This window comes from Kaistella sp. SH40-3, from assembly GCF_030686865.1.
Lineage (GTDB): Bacteria > Bacteroidota > Bacteroidia > Flavobacteriales > Weeksellaceae > Kaistella.
Genome location: NZ_JAQYUS010000006.1, coordinates 37,721 through 55,721, shown reverse-complemented (window position 1 = coordinate 55,721; position 18,001 = coordinate 37,721). Strand labels below are relative to the sequence as shown.

General features: G+C 34.5%; 15 protein-coding genes. 5 read left to right on the top strand and 10 right to left on the bottom strand.

Annotated elements, in window-relative coordinates; genetic code table 11:
• Positions 1 to 276: 276 nt before the first annotated feature.
• The 6 genes from PUH65_RS10765 to PUH65_RS10740 all read right to left on the bottom strand — a co-directional run bounded on the left by PUH65_RS10765 (position 277) and on the right by PUH65_RS10740 (position 3,874).
• Positions 277 to 630: a hypothetical protein gene (locus tag PUH65_RS10765; RefSeq protein ID WP_305520007.1), complete on the bottom strand. Its 354-nt coding sequence runs from the start codon at positions 628 to 630 to the stop codon at positions 277 to 279.
• A 123-nt stretch (positions 631 to 753) separates the two neighbouring features.
• On the bottom strand, positions 754 to 942 hold the full coding sequence (locus tag PUH65_RS10760; RefSeq protein WP_305520006.1) for a hypothetical protein: 189 nt from the start codon (positions 940 to 942) through the stop codon (positions 754 to 756).
• A gap of 12 nt (positions 943 to 954) precedes the next feature.
• Entirely contained in the window at positions 955 to 1,569 is a 615-nt protein-coding gene (locus tag PUH65_RS10755) for a DUF4230 domain-containing protein (RefSeq protein ID WP_305520005.1), read from the bottom strand.
• A 1-nt stretch (position 1,570) separates the two neighbouring features.
• Positions 1,571 to 2,131 (bottom strand): thioredoxin, encoded by a 561-nt coding sequence (locus PUH65_RS10750; RefSeq protein WP_305520004.1) that lies wholly within the window; start codon positions 2,129 to 2,131, stop codon positions 1,571 to 1,573.
• Positions 2,132 to 2,143: 12 nt separating this feature from the next.
• A complete protein-coding gene (locus PUH65_RS10745) occupies positions 2,144 to 2,611 on the bottom strand; it encodes a nucleoside triphosphate pyrophosphohydrolase family protein (RefSeq protein ID WP_305520003.1) in 468 nt (155 codons plus the stop codon).
• A 123-nt stretch (positions 2,612 to 2,734) separates the two neighbouring features.
• Complete coding sequence (locus PUH65_RS10740) at positions 2,735 to 3,874, bottom strand: acyl-CoA dehydrogenase family protein (RefSeq protein WP_305520002.1); 1,140 nt, start codon at positions 3,872 to 3,874, stop codon at positions 2,735 to 2,737.
• A gap of 190 nt (positions 3,875 to 4,064) precedes the next feature.
• Here PUH65_RS10740 and PUH65_RS10735 point away from each other — a divergent pair, with 190 nt between their 5' ends.
• Positions 4,065 to 5,936, top strand: coding sequence for an endonuclease (locus PUH65_RS10735; protein WP_305520001.1), 1,872 nt, complete (start codon positions 4,065 to 4,067; stop codon positions 5,934 to 5,936).
• Between the two features lie 46 nt (positions 5,937 to 5,982).
• On the opposite strand, the gene PUH65_RS10730 is transcribed toward PUH65_RS10735, so the two are convergent.
• The 3 genes from PUH65_RS10730 to PUH65_RS10720 form a co-directional block, all read right to left on the bottom strand.
• Positions 5,983 to 7,419, bottom strand: coding sequence for a helix-hairpin-helix domain-containing protein (locus tag PUH65_RS10730; protein ID WP_305520000.1), 1,437 nt, complete (start codon positions 7,417 to 7,419; stop codon positions 5,983 to 5,985).
• Between the two features lie 85 nt (positions 7,420 to 7,504).
• Entirely contained in the window at positions 7,505 to 7,846 is a 342-nt protein-coding gene (locus PUH65_RS10725) for a MerR family transcriptional regulator (RefSeq protein ID WP_305519999.1), read from the bottom strand.
• Positions 7,847 to 7,916: 70 nt separating this feature from the next.
• Positions 7,917 to 9,224, bottom strand: coding sequence for a DEAD/DEAH box helicase (locus PUH65_RS10720; RefSeq protein WP_305519998.1), 1,308 nt, complete (start codon positions 9,222 to 9,224; stop codon positions 7,917 to 7,919).
• A 226-nt stretch (positions 9,225 to 9,450) separates the two neighbouring features.
• Between PUH65_RS10720 and rpsA the strand changes: the two genes are divergently transcribed.
• Both rpsA and PUH65_RS10710 read left to right on the top strand, forming a co-directional pair.
• A complete protein-coding gene (gene rpsA / locus PUH65_RS10715) occupies positions 9,451 to 11,250 on the top strand; it encodes a 30S ribosomal protein S1 (RefSeq protein WP_305519997.1) in 1,800 nt (599 codons plus the stop codon).
• A 230-nt stretch (positions 11,251 to 11,480) separates the two neighbouring features.
• Complete coding sequence (locus tag PUH65_RS10710; protein WP_305519996.1) at positions 11,481 to 14,072, top strand: T9SS-dependent M36 family metallopeptidase; 2,592 nt, start codon at positions 11,481 to 11,483, stop codon at positions 14,070 to 14,072.
• A 243-nt stretch (positions 14,073 to 14,315) separates the two neighbouring features.
• On the opposite strand, the gene rplS is transcribed toward PUH65_RS10710, so the two are convergent.
• Positions 14,316 to 14,669, bottom strand: a complete 354-nt coding sequence (rplS, locus tag PUH65_RS10705; RefSeq protein ID WP_305519995.1) for a 50S ribosomal protein L19 — start codon at positions 14,667 to 14,669, stop codon at positions 14,316 to 14,318.
• Positions 14,670 to 14,955: 286 nt separating this feature from the next.
• Between rplS and PUH65_RS10700 the strand changes: the two genes are divergently transcribed.
• Entirely contained in the window at positions 14,956 to 16,449 is a 1,494-nt protein-coding gene (locus PUH65_RS10700) for a sodium:solute symporter (RefSeq protein ID WP_305519994.1), read from the top strand.
• Entirely contained in the window at positions 16,446 to 17,951 is a 1,506-nt protein-coding gene (locus PUH65_RS10695) for a class I adenylate-forming enzyme family protein (RefSeq protein WP_305519993.1), read from the top strand. The genes PUH65_RS10700 and PUH65_RS10695 overlap by 4 nt, the downstream gene beginning before the upstream one ends.
• The last annotated feature ends 50 nt before the right edge of the window (positions 17,952 to 18,001 follow it).

Here is an 18,001-nt window from a genome sequence, read left to right as displayed (position 1 = left end):
TCTATTTTTCTTGTTAAATTGATAGATAAGAAGTTTTAGCCCTGGGTGAAATGGAAATCCTTTTTTTCTGTTTTGTGGAGGAATGAGACAAAACCCAAAAAAGATTGCAGTGCAAAACAGGTGACGTATTAAAGATATCAGAAAATCTGCTTGCTCCTAAAAAAACGCCTCAAATTTACTTTGAGGGCGCTTACTGTAACTACAATTACTCTTAAAGTTATTGAGTAAAAGTTTTTTAAGAAATTTTCTTTTTTTAAGAATGAAACTGTCACAAATTTAATCTTGAGATTTGTTTTCTAATTGTTGCTTTTTTGTTTTAATAGGAGATAAATGAGTAGGTGATTCCTGTTTTCTTTGAATTTTTTCAGAGCCGAACCAATTCGCTCTTTTGATGTCTGCCCCAAATTTTTTTAAAATATTTTTTGCTTTAAAAGCACGATTCAAGTTTGGAGTATATACAATAATTTCATTTTGATCCACAAAATGATCCTCTACTAAAGATTCGGGTTGAAACTTTGTATTGGCTGTAAAACCAGAAAATTGTTTAATATATCCTGCTTTTGCCAGCCGGTTTGCGGCCGAAATTGCATCGTCGATGGTTGGGAAAATCCCGATAATATTGTAAGTCATGATGGTAAAATTTGATGGTGAAAAATCATATGCGTTACATATGGTATGCAAATTTTGTGACATTCAACGACTAATTATGGACTTTAATATATTTTAACATTTAACAAAAAAAAAGCGAAAAAATTAATTTTCGCTTTTTTCATCAATGTTATCTGTCTTTCCATCGGGATTTAATTCAGATGTTTTTTTGATTTGTTTTTTTAGAACATTCTCGTTTTTTATTTTATCGCTTGCCGCAGGAAGATTCGGAAAATCCTGATTTTCTTTCTTCACATTTTCGTCTTTGCTCTTTTTATTATTTTCAGAATCCATAATTGTATTTTTTTAAAGTTTTGATAAATCGAGTTGACCAGTTTGGTCTTCTATTTTATAATTCAAAGCCTTTGCCAAAACAAATATTTGATCCAGATTTTCTAAAAGTTGTTTACGACCTTCATCTCTAAGGCGATTTTGGTTGACGGTTTTGTACGCATTATCTTTTGCAGACTTGGTTATTTTTTGAAAATCCTTGTCGCTAAATCTGTTGAAAAAAGAATCGTCCATCGACTGAATTTCAACACTAGGAATTATGCGAATATCTGCATTTGGCAATTCTTCAATAATCAGTTTTTTATTAATGGAATCTACCTTAATTTTCATTTTAGATAAATCGTAAGTTACCTGTGCATTGGTTTTTGTAAAGGTGATGATTTCTTTTTCCGTTGCAGGTAAAATTGAACTTCCTAATATGTTTGACGTGATTTTGGTTTTCTGCATGCTGGAGAAATCCTGTTCCATCACGACCATTTTATTCATCTTTCTAATTTGGTTGGTGATGATGTAATAATCGTTTTGAACTTTGTCATCGGCTTTTTTTGTAATGGAATTCCACAGCAAGAAAAGAAAAATCATTGCGATTGCTCCACCAATAAAGGACAGTATTATTTTTTTATTTTTCAATTTATTTTATTAAATCTTTTATAGAAGTATTGTCTTTTTTAAGGATTTCAAGGAGATCTCTTTCCAGATATCCTGTAGAAGGATTCTCAATAATCCTGCCAATTTCTTTGCCATACTTCTGAACAATAATTGTTGGGACTTTTTGAATATTAAATGGACCTTCTTCGCCGCTTGGTGCTTCTTTCTTGCGATTAACAGCAATCATGGTGAGTTTCGCCTCTGGGTAGTTTAACGCTTCCAAAATTTTAAAAAGTCTTGGAACTTCTCGGTGGCTGTCTTCACACCAAGTTCCCATTACCAAAGTAATGTTGTAAGAACTTAATTTTTCTTTTTTTAATTCAGCTAGCGCTTTCTGATCAATCTGATAGTCGTCGTGTCCTGAAACGTACCATTCGCTGTAAGGTTCTTTTAAAAGTTGATTTTTTGTTTGGTATCCTAAAAGCATTTTTCCGTCATTTTTAGATTCTACTTCTCTGTTGATGACAATTTTTTGAGATTCACAAGATTGCAAGGCAAAAAATAGAGTAGAAGCGGTAAATATTATTTTGGTCAATTTTTTCATTAATAAGGTTGATTAGTTTTCTAATATTGATTTTAAATCAGCAGGCGAATAGTATTTGTTTTTAAGAACTTTATTATCAGAAACACGGTGAACATTAATTTTGACACCTGATTTTTGAGCGAAAGCATCTTCTCCTTTTTCTTTGTAAAAAGCGATGGTTTCATCGGCTTCTTCTTGTGTTGTGCAGGCTTTCGACATATTCGAGCGCTGAACTTCATTAAAAAGAGTTACGAACTTTTCCCCCAAACCGAATTCTAAAACTGCACCACTCAATACATATTGTAAATCGCACAATGCATCAGCAATTTCTACCAAATCATTATTGGCGATGGCATCTTTCAGTTCATTCAATTCTTCCTGTAATAAAGATATTCTTAAGTTGCAGCGATCTGCACTTGGAATTGCAGGGTGGTCTAAAATGGGTGCGTTAAACGTTTTGTGGAATTCTGCCACCTGATTTAGAGAATCAATCTTATCCATTCAATTTTAAATTTTAACAAAGATAAACATTCAAATTAAAAATTAGAATTCAATTTTATTCAACTCATTAAATAAAAGAAGCCCAGAATATATCCGGGCTTTCTATTTTATTTAAAGAAAAAATTATTTTGAAATTTCTCTTCCAATAACCAATCTTTGGATTTCAGAAGTTCCTTCGCCAATAGTGCAAAGTTTAGAATCTCTGTAATATTTTTCTGCGGGGAAATCTTTGGTATAACCATATCCACCGAAAATTTGTACTGCATTATTTGCAATTCTTACACACGCTTCAGAAGCGTATAATTTTGCCATTGCACCTTCTTTGGTCATGGGCTGTTTTGCGTTTTTAAGGTTTGATGCTCTTTGTATCAATAATTCTGCAGCATCGATTTCTGTTGCCATATCTGCCAACATGAAGTTAATCGCCTGAAATTGGTTAATCGCTTTCCCAAACTGATGTCTTTCTTTCGAATATTTTAAAGCCGCTTTGTAAGCACCTCTGGCAATTCCTAAACTTAGAGCTGCGATAGAAATTCTACCACCATCTAAAATTTTCATCGCTTGTTTGAAACCTGAACCTACTTCTCCTAAACGGTTAGCATCGGGAACTCTTACGCTATCAAAGATCAGTTCTGCGGTTTCTGATGCACGCATTCCTAATTTATTTTCTTTTTTACCCGAAGTAAAACCTGCCATTCCTTTTTCTAAAACAAATGCAGTTGAATTATTTCTCGCACCGATTTCTCCAGTTCTGGTCATCACTACAGCGATATCACCTGAAATTGCGTGAGTGATAAAGTTTTTGGCTCCAGAGATAATCCAATCATCTCCATCTTTTACAGCGGTGGTGCTCATGCCTCCAGAATCAGATCCTGTATTGTGTTCAGTTAATCCCCAAGCTCCGATTACTTTACCAGAAGCCAATTGTGGTAACCATTTGTGTCTTTGTTCTTCATTTCCAAACTCATAAATATGATTGGTACATAATGAATTGTGAGCTGCAACAGAAAGTCCGATTGATGGATCAACCTGCGAAATTTCATCTAAAATCGTTACATATTCATGATAACCTAATCCAGAACCTCCGTATTCTTCAGGAATTACGATTCCCATAAATCCCATTTCACCTAACTGATGGAAAAGTTCTACGGGGAAAGTTTGACTTTCGTCCCAGTCCATAATATTCGGACGTATATTTTTTTCTGCAAAATCCCTGGCGGTTTCGGCAATCATATTTAGATTGTTAGTCGTTTCACTGTTCATATTAAGTATTTGTCTTCAAAGATATATAAAATGCTTAAGTTTGAAAAAGCTTTCTTTTATAAAAATGCTATGCTTAGATTAATTAATTAAATATCAATTCATTTGTCTTAATTATTTGTTAAAAGTTTAATGTGAAATTTACTTTACTCATGACTTTATTTTCTAATTTAGCTAACGAAAATCTTCACTAATGAAACAAATTCTATTTTCTATTTTCTTTTTGCCTGCATATTTTTTTTCTCAGGCGCCGGCCGATTATTATGATGGAACGACTGGATTGAGCGGTTATGAACTTAAATCGAAACTTCACGACATCGTTTCTAATAAAACAATTACTTGGCATTACGGCGATTTACCCAATTTTTACGGACAGACAGATCTTGATCGTTACATTGACTATGATGCTTCAAATTCTACCTATTTATTAGATATTTATAGCAGTAACCCTACCGGAACGACTGCTTATCATTATACAAAAGATAATCTCATCAGTTCTGCTGGAGCGGAAGGATTAGGTTATAACAGAGAACACATGATGCCACAAAGTAGTTTCAACAGTAACTACCCAATGTATTCTGATTTGTTTTTTGTAATTCCAACCGATGCTCGGATTAATCAACTACGCAGTAATTATCCTTACGGAATTGCGGGAACGCCCAATTATTATACTTTTTCGAATGGATCTAAAATCAGTAAAAATGCGACTCCTAACTCCGGATATACAGGAAGGGTTTACGAGCCTAATTCAGAATTTAAAGGAGATATCGCCAGAAGTTTATTGTATTATGTCGTTCGCTATGAAGGTAAACTAAATTCTTTTAATTTTTATAATGGTACATCGCCCGCAAACGACACCAGTCCGCTGGATGGAACAGAAGAGAAAGCGTATGAACCATGGTTTTTGGCAATGCTTCTACAATGGCATCATCAAGATCCGGTTTCCCAAAAAGAAATTGACAGAAATAATATTGTATATGGAATTCAAAAAAATAGAAATCCATTTATCGACCATCCAGAATGGGTTGACCAAATTTGGGCGCAAAGTCCTGTGGTTGCTGTACCACAAGCACCAGAAAATTTAACCAGTTCTCAAATAAGTGCTTATTTTGTCGACTTAAACTGGACTTCATCTACTGATTCTAATATTTTGGGTTATAAAGTTTATCAGAATGGGGTTTATATTGGTTACAGTAAAACTCCGAATATGATTGTTGACCACTTAAATAAATCAACTACCTATCAATTTACAGTAAAGGCTTATTATGGCGATTATTCTGAATCTTCAGAAAGCAATGTGTTGACGATTACCACTTTGGATCAGGATATTTATTCTAAAGATTTAATGATTACCAAATATCTGGAAGGATCAGAGAATAATGCTGCACTCGAAATTACGAATAAAACAGGTCATGCTGTAGATTTGAATAAATACAGAATTAGTGCGCAGTTTTATAGTGGAACGAACTATTATTTCCCGGCTCCTTACGAGTTAGAAGGTGTTGTAGAAGATAATTCAACCTTTGTTATTCTTAATCCGAATTCAAATTTCACTTGTATTACCAATGACCAGGCAAGATTTGTTTCGGCGGCACCGCAATTAACTTTCAATGGAAGTAATTATTTAGAACTTCGCTATGGCACATCCACAATTGATGCAATTGGAACAAGAGGACTCAATAATTTCGATACGTTAGGGAATGTTTCTCTTTATCGTTCGCCAGCAGTGACAGAGCCAAACTATACTTTTAATCTTTCAGAATGGCAGTCTTATCCAACAGATTATTGCGAAAATTTAGGAATCTTAGCCGCAGCCGATGTGAGTTCTGCTAAAAAAGATGAATTCTCAATTTATCCAAATCCATTAGTAGGAAACACATTATATATTAAGGGAAAACAGATTGATAAAATTCAGAATGCTGCCATTATTGATTTCTCTGGAAAGCAAGTTCAAAAATTAAATGGACCATTTAAAAATAGAAATTCTATTGAAGTTCAAAAACTACTTCCTGGAGTTTATATTTTGCAACTTGATAATTTAAGTTTGAAGTTTATTAAGAAATAATCATAATCATTTTAAAAGAAAATCAGTTTCCTCGGAGACTGATTTTTTATTTAAGGTAGAGGCGCATTCTCTCTTCTGCTTCAGGTTTAATGTTCATGGTCCGAAAGAATTTCTTTTCATTAGAAAAAGTAATTCTATAATAAATTATTTTATCTGCATAATATTTGAAATAAGGATGGCTTTTTAACCAAGATTCTGGTGCGTCCATAAACGTATATTTGGGGACGTTTTCTGTAAATAAAGGAGCCGTTGAAATTAATTTTTCCGCAGTTGCTCTGTCTACATTATAAGTTTCTATAATCTGTTTTGTGTTGACAAAACCACCTAATTTATTTCGGAATCCAATAAAACTTGCCGCAGCTTTTTCATCAAAACCAAATTCGATTAATTGCTTAAAAGTAATTTCATTTAAATCAATTCTCTTGAAATCAGTTTTAGATTCTGAACTGTTTGCATTTTTAGTAGAATGGTTTGGTGATAATTGAGAAGAATTGTTTGATGAATTGTCACTGTTTTTTGTACTTATGTTTTCTGTATTTAAAACGATATATGGTTTTATTTGTTCAAATTTTTCTGCAGATATCACAAAGCAACGGGCAATATCTTCTAATGATTTAAAACTGCCTTTTAGATTTTTATCTCTATAATTAATAATCACCTGCGCCTGTTTTTCCGAGAAGCCAAGGGCTTTCCAACCTTCAAGATTGGCCGTGTTTGGATCAAATGGCTGATAAGTAAGCGCAGGCTTTTCTGGAGTTTGTTGGGTCTGTGAAAACGATTTCTTTTCATAATTATTACTTGGAGCACTTTCTGGAAGTAGAAGATAAGGTGCAAGTTTTCGGTAGTTTTCATCGTTGATCATGTAGCATTCCTTAAACTTTTCTTTGCTAATGAAACTTCCGCCCAAGTAGTTTTTATACTTTAAAATAGAAGATGCTTGTTTTTCTGTAAATCCTAAATTGATGAAATCGTTAACGCTGTAGTCATCTGGATTAAATTTGCCAGGAATAGTTAATCCTTTGTTAGAAGAACTGGTGTAGTTATAAGAAGTCTTTCTGGGACTATAAATGTTATTATAGTTTTTGTAAGAATTGGAAACAGTGCCATTTGAAGGAAGTAAAATATAAGGTTCTAATTCATTATACTTTTCTTCCGATACCGCATAACATTTTTTAAATTGTTCCTTTGATTTAAAATTTCCGCCAACTACTGATTTATATTTTAGAATGGTCGCTACCTGACGTTCAGAAAAACCTAAACTCATCCACTCTGCTTCATTTAATTCATTGGGGTTAAATTCGGTTAGCTGAATTTTTTTCCCAGTCAGTTTTTCTGCTTCTAAACTTTCTGTAAATGTTACGGGGCTGCTTTCCGGCGCTTTATTAGAATTGAAAAAATATAATCCCCCTATTAGAAATAATCCGGAAGTTGCAAAACCTAAAAAGTAATTTTTTGCTGCTGAAAGTTGTACATTGAATCTCATGGTTCTAATTTTCAATAAAACTAGATTGAAATATTTACTTCCAAAAGAGAAAAACACCTAAGTTTATAAAGGGAAAAGACCCTTTTTAGTCGGGTCTTTCCACAAGTGATTCTTTTAATTTTTGTAATTCTGCTTTTACAAACTCCAGCCGGTCAATCATTGATACTGTTTCGGAGATTTTAGCATTCGTTGTTAACGCAATTCTGGCACCATCGAGCGTATATCCTTTTTCTTTAACCAGATGATAAATAATTTTCAGATTTTTAATATCTTCTGGAGTGAAATACCGGTTTCCTTTCTTGTTTTTTTTGGGTTTAATAATGGGGAATTCCTGCTCCCAATATCGAATAAGAGACGCATTGACATCAAAAGCTTTGGACACTTCGCCAATAGAATAATACAATTTGTCGGGTAAATTAACTTTCATTTGAAATAGGTCAGAAAACAAAAATACATAAAATTTGAGACTTTAAAAAGGCAAAACCCAGCACGTGATTTTAGTAAGCGATTTCGATTTTTAATTTTTTATTCTTCAATCTTTGGACCTCTAATTTTTTCAAAAGAGCAACTACTTTTTGTCTGTTTACGGCAACGTACGACGTAGTGTCTTTAACTTCAATTAAACCGATGTCGTCTTTTTCAAGTTCTCCTTTTTTAATTAAAAACCCTACGATATCTACTTTGTTTACCTTGTCTTTTTTCCCCGCACTGATGTAGATGGTGAGAAATGGAGTTCTTGCCGGCATTTTGTAATCCTGCGTTAGAACTTCTTCTGGTGTATTTTTTTTGATGAAAGGGAAATTTTCATCTTCGGTGATTATTAAATAAACGTAACCTTTTGCATTCATTCTGGCAGTTCGTCCGTTTCTGTGGATGAAAGCATCTTCTTTTGGTGGCAATTGATAATGTACAATAGATTCTATTTCAGGAATATCTAAACCTCTGGAAGCCAAATCTGTGGTAATTAAAATTCGCGAAGAGTCATTTTTGAATTTCAGCAAAGCACGTTCTCTTTCGTCTTGCTCCATTCCACCATGAAAGGTTTCGCGGGAAATTCCTTTTTCCTTTAATAATTCTGAAATACGATCAACTGCATCTCGGTGATTACAGAAAATAAGTGTTCTTTTATTTCCGATTTTACAAAGCAATGTGAATAAAGTGTCTAACTTTTCTTCAGAGGTCGTCATTACTTTTCTTAATTGAAAGTCTGGTTTTATTTCCAGCACTTTTAAGAAATCAACTTTTTCTGGACGAACAACTCCGGTAAATTCTGGGATGTCAGTCATTGCGGTTGCTGAGGTCAGCATTCTTTGCTTAAGATCTGGCATTTCATTAATAATGAAACTCATATCATCATGAAAACCAAATTCCAGTGATTTATCAAATTCATCTAAAACCATAGTTTCGATTGTTTCAGGATCAAAATTATCGTTTTTTAAATGGTAGGCGATTCTACCTGGAGTACCGATCAAAACGGCTGGTGCTTGAATAAGATTGTTAACCTCGATTTTTTTATCGTGTCCGCCATAGCAAACTGTGACTTTAAAATCGGTTCCCATGCTTTTGAAAACCTGTTCGATTTGCAAGGCTAATTCTCGCGAAGGAACTAAAATGATGGCCTGAATTCCCGATTTGTTTTTATCTAAATTCCTTAAGATAGGAAAGAGGAAAGCCAGTGTTTTTCCTGATCCGGTGGGAGAAAGAAGAATAACGTCTTTATTATTTTCCGAAGATTTATAAGTAGTTTTTTGCATTTGATTCATGTCCTGAATCTGCAAATTTTGGTAGATTGTCTGTAAGTCCATTTTGCAAAGGTAAGGGAATGCATTTATTAAAGACTTTAAATATATTAAAATCCTTAAGAAATTTTATTAATAATGATAGGTATTATAAAATAATAGCGTAATTTTGCACCACTTTTTGTGGAAGCATTTGGCAAGGTTAAAACATTAACAACTAACATCTTCTGTATTTTTCAAAGTACCACATTAAGCCAGATATTGAAAGATAGAGAATACAAATTATTTTATTATGTCAGAAACGACAGACAAAGCAGAGGTTCTTTTGAACCAAAACGTAGCTCCAGAAAACTTTGATTGGGATTCATTTGAATCAGGTCTAGATGCAGAATCAAGACAGGAGAAAAGTGATCTAGAAGAAATCTATAACGGATCTCTTAACAATCTTCAGGACAACGACGTTCTTATTGGTAAAGTTGTAAGACTTACTGACAAAGAAGCGATTGTTGACATTAACTTCAAATCTGAAGGAGTTATCTCTTTAAACGAATTCCGTTACAACCCAGCGCTTAAAGCAGGTGATGAGGTTGAAGTAATGGTTGACAGAAGAGAAGATAAATCAGGTCAATTACAATTATCTCACAGAAAAGCTAGAATCTTGAAAGCTTGGGATAGAGTGAACGAACTTCACGAAACTGGAGAAATCGTAAACGGTTTTGTAAAATCAAGAACAAAAGGAGGTATGATCGTTGACGTTCATGGTATTGAAGCATTCTTGCCAGGATCTCAAATCGACGTGAAACCAATTAAAGATTACGATCAATTCGTAGGTAAAACAATGGAATTCAAAGTTGTGAAAATCAACCCGGAATTCAAAAACGTTGTAGTATCTCACAAAGCGTTAATCGAAGCAGATATCGAAGGTCAGAAAAAAGAGATCATCGCTCAGTTAGAAAAAGGTCAAGTACTAGAAGGTACTGTTAAGAATATTACTTCTTACGGTGTATTCGTTGACTTAGGAGGTGTAGATGGATTAATCCACATTACAGATCTTTCTTGGAGCAGAGTTAATCACCCATCAGAAATCCTGGAAGACGGACAGACTGTGAAAGTGGTAATCCTTGATTTTGATGACGAGAAAACAAGAATCCAATTAGGTATGAAGCAATTAGAAGCTCATCCTTGGGATGCTCTTTCTGCTGACATGAAAGTTGGTGATAAAGTAAAAGGTAAAGTAGTAGTACTTGCTGATTACGGTGCATTCGTAGAAGTTGCGCCAGGTGTTGAAGGTTTAATCCACGTTTCAGAAATGTCTTGGTCAACTCACTTAAGAAGTGCAGGTGATTTTGTAAAAGTAGGAGACACTGTAGAAGCTGAAGTTTTAACTTTAGACAGAGAAGACAGAAAAATCTCTTTAGGTATGAAGCAATTAAGCCAAGATCCTTGGTCTAATATCGAAGCTAAATATCCAGTAGGTTCAGAGCACACAGGAACAGTAAGAAACTTTACTAACTTCGGTGTATTCGTAGAATTAGAAGAAGGTATCGACGGATTAATCTATATTTCTGATCTTTCTTGGACTAAGAAAATCAAGCATCCATCAGAATTCTGTGCAGTTGGAGATCAATTGAAAGTTGTAGTTCTAGAATTAGATACCGCAGCAAGAAGATTATCTTTAGGTCACAAACAATTACAAGAAAACCCTTGGGATAAATTCGAAACTAAATATGCTGAAGGAACTGTACACGCAGGAACAGCAACTGAAGTTTTCGATAAAGGAGCTCAGGTTCAGTTCGAAGATCTAGAAGTTGAAGCATTCTGTCCATCAAGATTATTAGAGAAGGAAGACGGATCTAAAATCAAGAAAGGAGATAGCGCAGATTTCAAAGTAATCGAATTCAACAAAGAATTCAAAAGAGTAGTAGTTTCTCATACTGGTATCTTCAGAGACGAAGAAAAGAAAAACGTAAGAGAAGCATCATCTAATACTTCATCTAACAAATCAACAGGTTCTTCAAACAACGAAGAAAAATCAACTCTTGGTGATTTAGACGTATTAGCAGAATTGAAAAAGAAAATGGAAGGTAAATAATCCTTAATTTTCATATTATAATTAACGCCTCAATTATTGGGGCGTTTTTTTGTCTTTGAATCAAAATTAGAAAGCAGTTTTATTTCTTAATATTTAAAGTAAGAGTAAAATAAATACTCTGATTTTCAGGTATTATTTTATTATTTGTATAATAAAATTGTTTTTTTTATAATAAAATTTTAAAGTAGAGTGATATTTTTTATATATTCGGCGCCAATTAAATAATATATATGAAAAATAGAAATTTACCCTTGAAGATTGCGGCTGTTTGCTTTTTGCTCTCTTTTGGACAGGCAAATGCACAAGACTTTAAAACCATTATTAAGAATCATATTTCTGCGAAGAGTGATTTTATGAAATCTGATTTAAAGAATTTCGAAATTATTAATGAAGATTTTTCTACATCAATGAAAGGAGATGTGGTGAAAATACAACAGTCCTATAATGGCATTCCGGTTCATAATGCCATCGGTACGGCTTTAATTAAATCTGAAAAAGTAACTTATTATAATGATACTTTTGCCAAAAATTACGCAATCGCTTCAAAACCGAGTGCTGCAGTTGGCAATACTTCTATATTTGCGAAAGTCGCGCAGACCCTGGATTTAAAAAATGCTGGGCAGTATAAACTGATCGGAATTAAAGATGCAGAGAAAGACGGCGATTCAAACGTAAAAAATAGACTAATTTATTTTCAAACTGAAAACAATGATTTGAAATTATGTTATGAATTCGTTTTTGAAGAAAAAGGAACTTCTAACTACTGGCTAATTCTTGCAGACGCTGCCGCCGGAGACATTTTAAGTAAGAGTAATTTAACACTTTCTTGTGAATTTAGTCACGATTCGTTTAGTCATCATTATGCAGAGCACTTACCAGCTGGATTTTCACATAACTTTAGTAACGATGCAAATAGCCTAATGGGGCCGGCGGCATTAGCACCTTTAAATGCAAGTTACCGGGTGTATGCTTTTCCTGTAGAGAGTCCTAATCATGGAGAACGTTCTTTAGTCAAAAATCCTTGGTTTTCTGACGCGTCACCAGATGGGTGGCATACGATATCCGGTAATGTGGCGCCCGGCTCCTTCACAACCACCAAAGGTAATAATGTGTTTGCGTACGAAGACAGAAAAAGTTTGAATATAGATGGGGATTTTGCAGATGGTGGACCTTCCAGAGTTTTTGATTTTCCTATTTTAGAAGATAACGCGACATTTAATTTAAATGCGTCAATTACTAATTTATTCTATGTTAATAACAAGGTTCACGATATTTTCTATCGGTTAGGTTTTACGGAAACGGCTAGAAATTTCCAAGCTTACAATTTCGGAAAAGGTGGAGCACAAAATGATTATGTTAGAGCAGAGGCTCAAGACGGCGGTGGAAGAAATAATGCCAATTTCTATACACCATCTGATGGAAGTAAACCGAGAATGCAAATGTATCTTTTTGATGGCAAAATCGTAGACCGGGTTTATTATAATACTCCGGCGGAAGCTGTGGGGCGTTTAGTGCCTAATTACGTTTCTACGACATTCGGACCAACATTAACACTCACCGGTGTTACTGGTGATGTGAAAATGGTTGATGATATTGATGGTTGTACAGATCTTCCGGCTGGATCATTAGCAGGAAAAATAGGTCTTATTGAAAGAGGGACCTGTGGTTTTTCGGTAAAAGTGAAAAATGCTCAAAATGCTGGTGCTTTAGCGGCAATTATTTACAACTTACCAAATTCTTCGCCAACCGCGGGAATGGCAGGTGAAGATGCGACAATTACTATACCATCGGTTTTGGTAGAAAACAATGAAGGTGTTTATATCAAAAATTTATTAACTACCGAAAATGTAAATATAACATTAAAATACGATGCTGTTAACCAAAAAACCAAAGACGGTAGTTTGGATAATGGAATTGTAATTCATGAATATGGTCACGGAATATCTAATAGACTAACTGGAGATGGTTATAGTTGCCTTTCCACAACTTATACAAAAGAGCAAATGGGAGAAGGTTGGTCTGATTTCTTTGCACTAATGTTAACCAATCAGCCAGGTGACAACAAAGATGTAGCACGAGGCATAGGAACATTTGCATCTTCAGAATTAATATCTGGTGGTGGAATTCGTCCGGCCAAATATTCGCCTGATTTTGCAATAAACAATTTCACCTATGGAAAAACAAATGGAATGGGAACTAATACTGCACCTACCGTCCATTCGATTGGGTTTGTTTGGGCAACAATGCTTTGGGATCTTCATTGGAAATATGCTGAAAAATATGGTTATTCATCCGATGTAATGGCTAATTCAACCAACGGAAGTACAAAAGTTTTACAATTAGTAACAGATGGACTGAAATTACAGGCTTGTTCTCCAACCTTTATCGATGGGCGGAATGCTATTTTAGCGGCCGACCTTGCGTCTGGCGGAACCGACAAATGTATGATTTGGGAAACTTTTGCCAATAGAGGTTTAGGAGTTAATGCTTCTGCAGGTTTAAAAACAAACATTAATGATCAAGTTGAAGATTTTGATATTCCTGGAGAGTGTAAGGGTTTGTCTACCAGTAATACTGCAATTAATAAGGTAATGAGTATTTATCCAAACCCGGCGAAAGATGAATTCTTTATTAAATCTTCTTCAAATGTTTTAGGTAAAGTAAACGTGCAGATCTACGATGCTGCTGGCAAGTTAGTTTCCAGCCAGAAAATTGCTTCAAGCGATGCAGTGAATACACAAACTCTACCGAACGGAGTGTACATTGTAAAAGTGGAAGGATTAGGAATTAACTACTCTTCAAAATTAATGATTAAAAAATAGTTTTTAATTCATATAGCTACACCGCCTTGTTCATTCAAGGCGGTTTTTTTTTATTCTGATTTTTATATACATTAAAATGCCAAAGCATTATCAGAAGGAATTGATACGGTAAAAGTTCGTGGAATAGGAATTTAGTATTCAGCAAAATTGAGGATTGAAAAGTAACTAACTTTCCCTCAAATTATGAAAATAAGAAACCCATCAAAATAAATTGATGGGTTTCTTTTATGTTTGTAACCTGAATTACTTTTTGTAAGCAGCGTCTTTAATTCTCGCTTTTTTACCTCTAAGGTTTTTGAAGTAGAAAATTCTTGCTCTTCTAACTTTACCTCTTCTGTCGATTTCGATTTTTTGCAAAGCTGGCATGTTCATCGGGAAAACTCTCTGAACTCCAACATCACCACTCATTTTTCTGATGGTAAAAGTTTTAGTTGCTCCTGTTCCTCTAATTTGCAAAACCACACCTTTAAAGAACTGAGTTCTGGTTTTAGCACCCTCTCTAATTTCGGTGTAAACAGTGATCGTGTCACCTGCTTTGAATTTTGGGAATTCTTTCTTTGCAATGTACTTGTCTTGTACGTACTGTAATAAATCCATTTTTTATAAAAAAATTTGTTTTGTCAAGCTAAACAACTTTCACGCCCTTCGTCAGAGGTTGATTAACAGGTTGCAAAAATACTACAATTTTTTAATCTGACAAACATTTCATTTACAATATTTTAAAAGAATTCACTATATTTGGTCATACCTTATTTAATGTACTTTTAATAAAGGGATTTGGTTTTAATTACCGATATTTTCATATAAGTCATACCTGTTTTATCAAATCTAAAAACGAATACTGAAATTTTAATTCCGTTTTTTGCTCTTCTAAAGTTAAACTATGAATTCTGAAAACCAATGGCCTCTTTACATCAACATCGTTCTGGTGGTTTATATGTGCGTTATTTTATTCTTCGTCATCCGCGGTGCTTCCAAGGCGAAAAGCATTAGCGATTACGCCGTGGGAAATATTGGTTTTCCATCTTGGATCGTCGGACTGTCTCTCGCAGCCTCCATGACGAGTGCGGCGACCTTCGTAATTAACCCTGGATTTATCGCACTTTATGGTTTCGCCGGAATTCTTTCTATGGCAATCGTTTTACCAATCGCAGCCTTTGCCTCTTTAATTTTCTTTACCAAAGGTTTTGCGAAATATGGTAAATTAATCAAGGCGAAAACGATGGCAGAATGGATTGGCAATCGTTTCAATAATAAATATTACAAATTTTTCTTCGCCGTTGTTGCGATGTTGCTCATCACTTTTATTGTTTTAATTAATGTTGGTTTAACTCAGGTTATTTCAAAATCAATTCAGGTAGAACCATTTTATGTCTTGCTCGGAATTACCATTTTCGTTTTTGGATACATGATGTTTGGTGGTGCGAACTCGATGGTTTACACCAATACCATTCAAGCATTGATTATGGTTGTTGTTGCTTTGATGATGATTTTTTCCGGAGTCGATTTATTTGAAGGAGGTTTTAATGCTTTCGTTGGAAAACTAAATGTCATCGATCCCAACTTAACCACCACTTTTAATACCACAAGTCCTTTGTATCGGGATTTCTTTGAAGTCGTTATCTGTCAGGCAATTGTCGGCGTGGCGATTGTTTGTCAGCCACATATTATGACCAAATCATTAATGTTAAAGAATCCAGAAAAAGTAAATTCCTATTTGTTTTTTGCAATTTCTGCGATGGTTATATTTTTCTTAATTGTAATTGCTGGTTTGTACGCAAGAATCATGTTCCCTGATTTAATGAATGATGGAGTCAAAATGAGAATGGATGAAATTATCCCGATTTACGTAGTTAAAAGATTTTCTGCCGCGGCCGGAATTATCGTTATTGTCGGATTAATTTCTGCGGGATTATCCACTTTAGAAGGTTTAATTCAATCATTATCAATTACCGTAACAGCCGATATTTTGGAGCCTTTATTTGGGCAGAAAGTTACAAATAATGGATTGGCGATTAATAAAGTAGTTGTAATATTTCTTGCCATCGTAAGTTTTTATCTTTCCTGGCAACAGATTAAATCACCCAATTTAAGCGTTGGGATCTTTGGCCAAATGGGAGTTTATGGTTATTTTGCTGCAGCATTTGTTCCCGTATTATTTGGAACATTTGTAAAAAATGTAAAATCATCAACGGTGTTTATTGCTTCGATTTTTGCCATCCTCGTTCATTTCGGAATTTTCTATTTAAAGTTAACTCCATACATGAAAGGACCAGTTGGCAATCCTGGAGTTTCAGCCGCGATTGCAATCGTTTCCTCCGTTGTTGTTGCAGTGATTTTACATACCTTTAATAAAAATAAAGCAAGTATTGCATGAGTGTTTTAGACTGGGTTGCGAAGTGGGCAGATTATTCCCCACAGAAAATTGCCGTCGCTGATTTAGAAAGTGGCGAAGAGTTTTCCTATCGCGAACTTCATTTGCGGGCCAATGAAATGGTTCATTTCTTACAGGAACATTATAAAGAAGGCGATCGGATTGCAGTTTTAATGGAGCATTCCATCAATCTAATTGCGCTTTTTTCTGCCTGTCAAAGATTGGGATTAATTTTAGTTCCTTTAAATTATAAACTCTCTGCACCCGAAATTCTTGATCAATTGAGGGATTGCAAACCTTCACTCGTTATTTACAGTGAGTTCTTTTCTTCTCCGATTTCTTTAATTAAAGATTCTTTCGAAACCATTACACTTGCCGATTTTAATCATCAGGTTTCCAGTTTTACAGGGAAAGAATTTCCGTTATTAAATGAAATCAATGAGGAACTTCCAATTTTTCTTTTCTATACTTCAGGAACAACTGCTGAACCGAAAGGGGTTTTGTACACCAACAAAATGTTGTTCTGGAACAGTTTGAATACGACCATGCAACTCGGTATTTCCGATGAAGATACCACGCTGAGTATTCTGCCGCCCTACCATACTTCTGGCTGGAATATTTTTGTCACTCCTTTATTGCACAATGGCGGAAAGATTTTGATGTTGAGTAAATTCAATGCTGATAAAATCTTATACCATTTAGAAAATGAAAAAATCTCTTTATTGATGGCACTTCCAACGATTCTTCAAATGATTTCGAAATGCGAAGGATTTTCAAAAGCCGATTTTTCTCATTTAAGATTTATCATTTCTGGTGGTGAAATCATTAGTAAAGAAATCATCAAACAATGGAAAAATGAAAAGCAAGTCGATATTCGGTCGGGTTATGGATTAACCGAAGCGGGACCGAGCATTACTTCGCTTCATCAGGATTTTAACATCACCAAACCAAACTCTATCGGGAAACCTAATTTTTATGTTGAATTAGATATTGTCGATGCCAAAGGAAATTCTTTAAAAAACAATCAGGTCGGCGAATTAAGAATTAAAGGAGCCGTCGTAACTCCTGGTTACTGGAATAATTCTGTGGCGACGAAAGATAAAATTAAAAACTCCTGGTTTTACACCGGAGATTTGGCGACTCGCGACGAAGAAGGTTTCTATTATTTAAAAGGTCGAATCGATGATATGTATATTTCTGGCGGTGAAAATATTTTCCCTCAGGAAATTGAAAATGTCTTGAACCAACATCCATCCATTTTACGATCAATGATAATTCCTGTAAAAGATGATGTTTGGGGAAAAAAAGGAGTGGCTTTTCTGGAAACGAATCAGGAGATTTCTGATCAGGAAATCCGTGAATTTATGAAAGATAAATTGGCGAAATTTAAACATCCGAAAGAATTTATTTTAATGACTGCCTTTCCGATAACTGGTTTCGGTAAGGTTTCCCGAAAAGATTTAAAAAGATTATATCTGCATCAAAAACAAAATAGCAATTTTTAATATGAAAATATTTTTCATTTTTTTTATCAGTTTATTTTTTCTACAAAGTA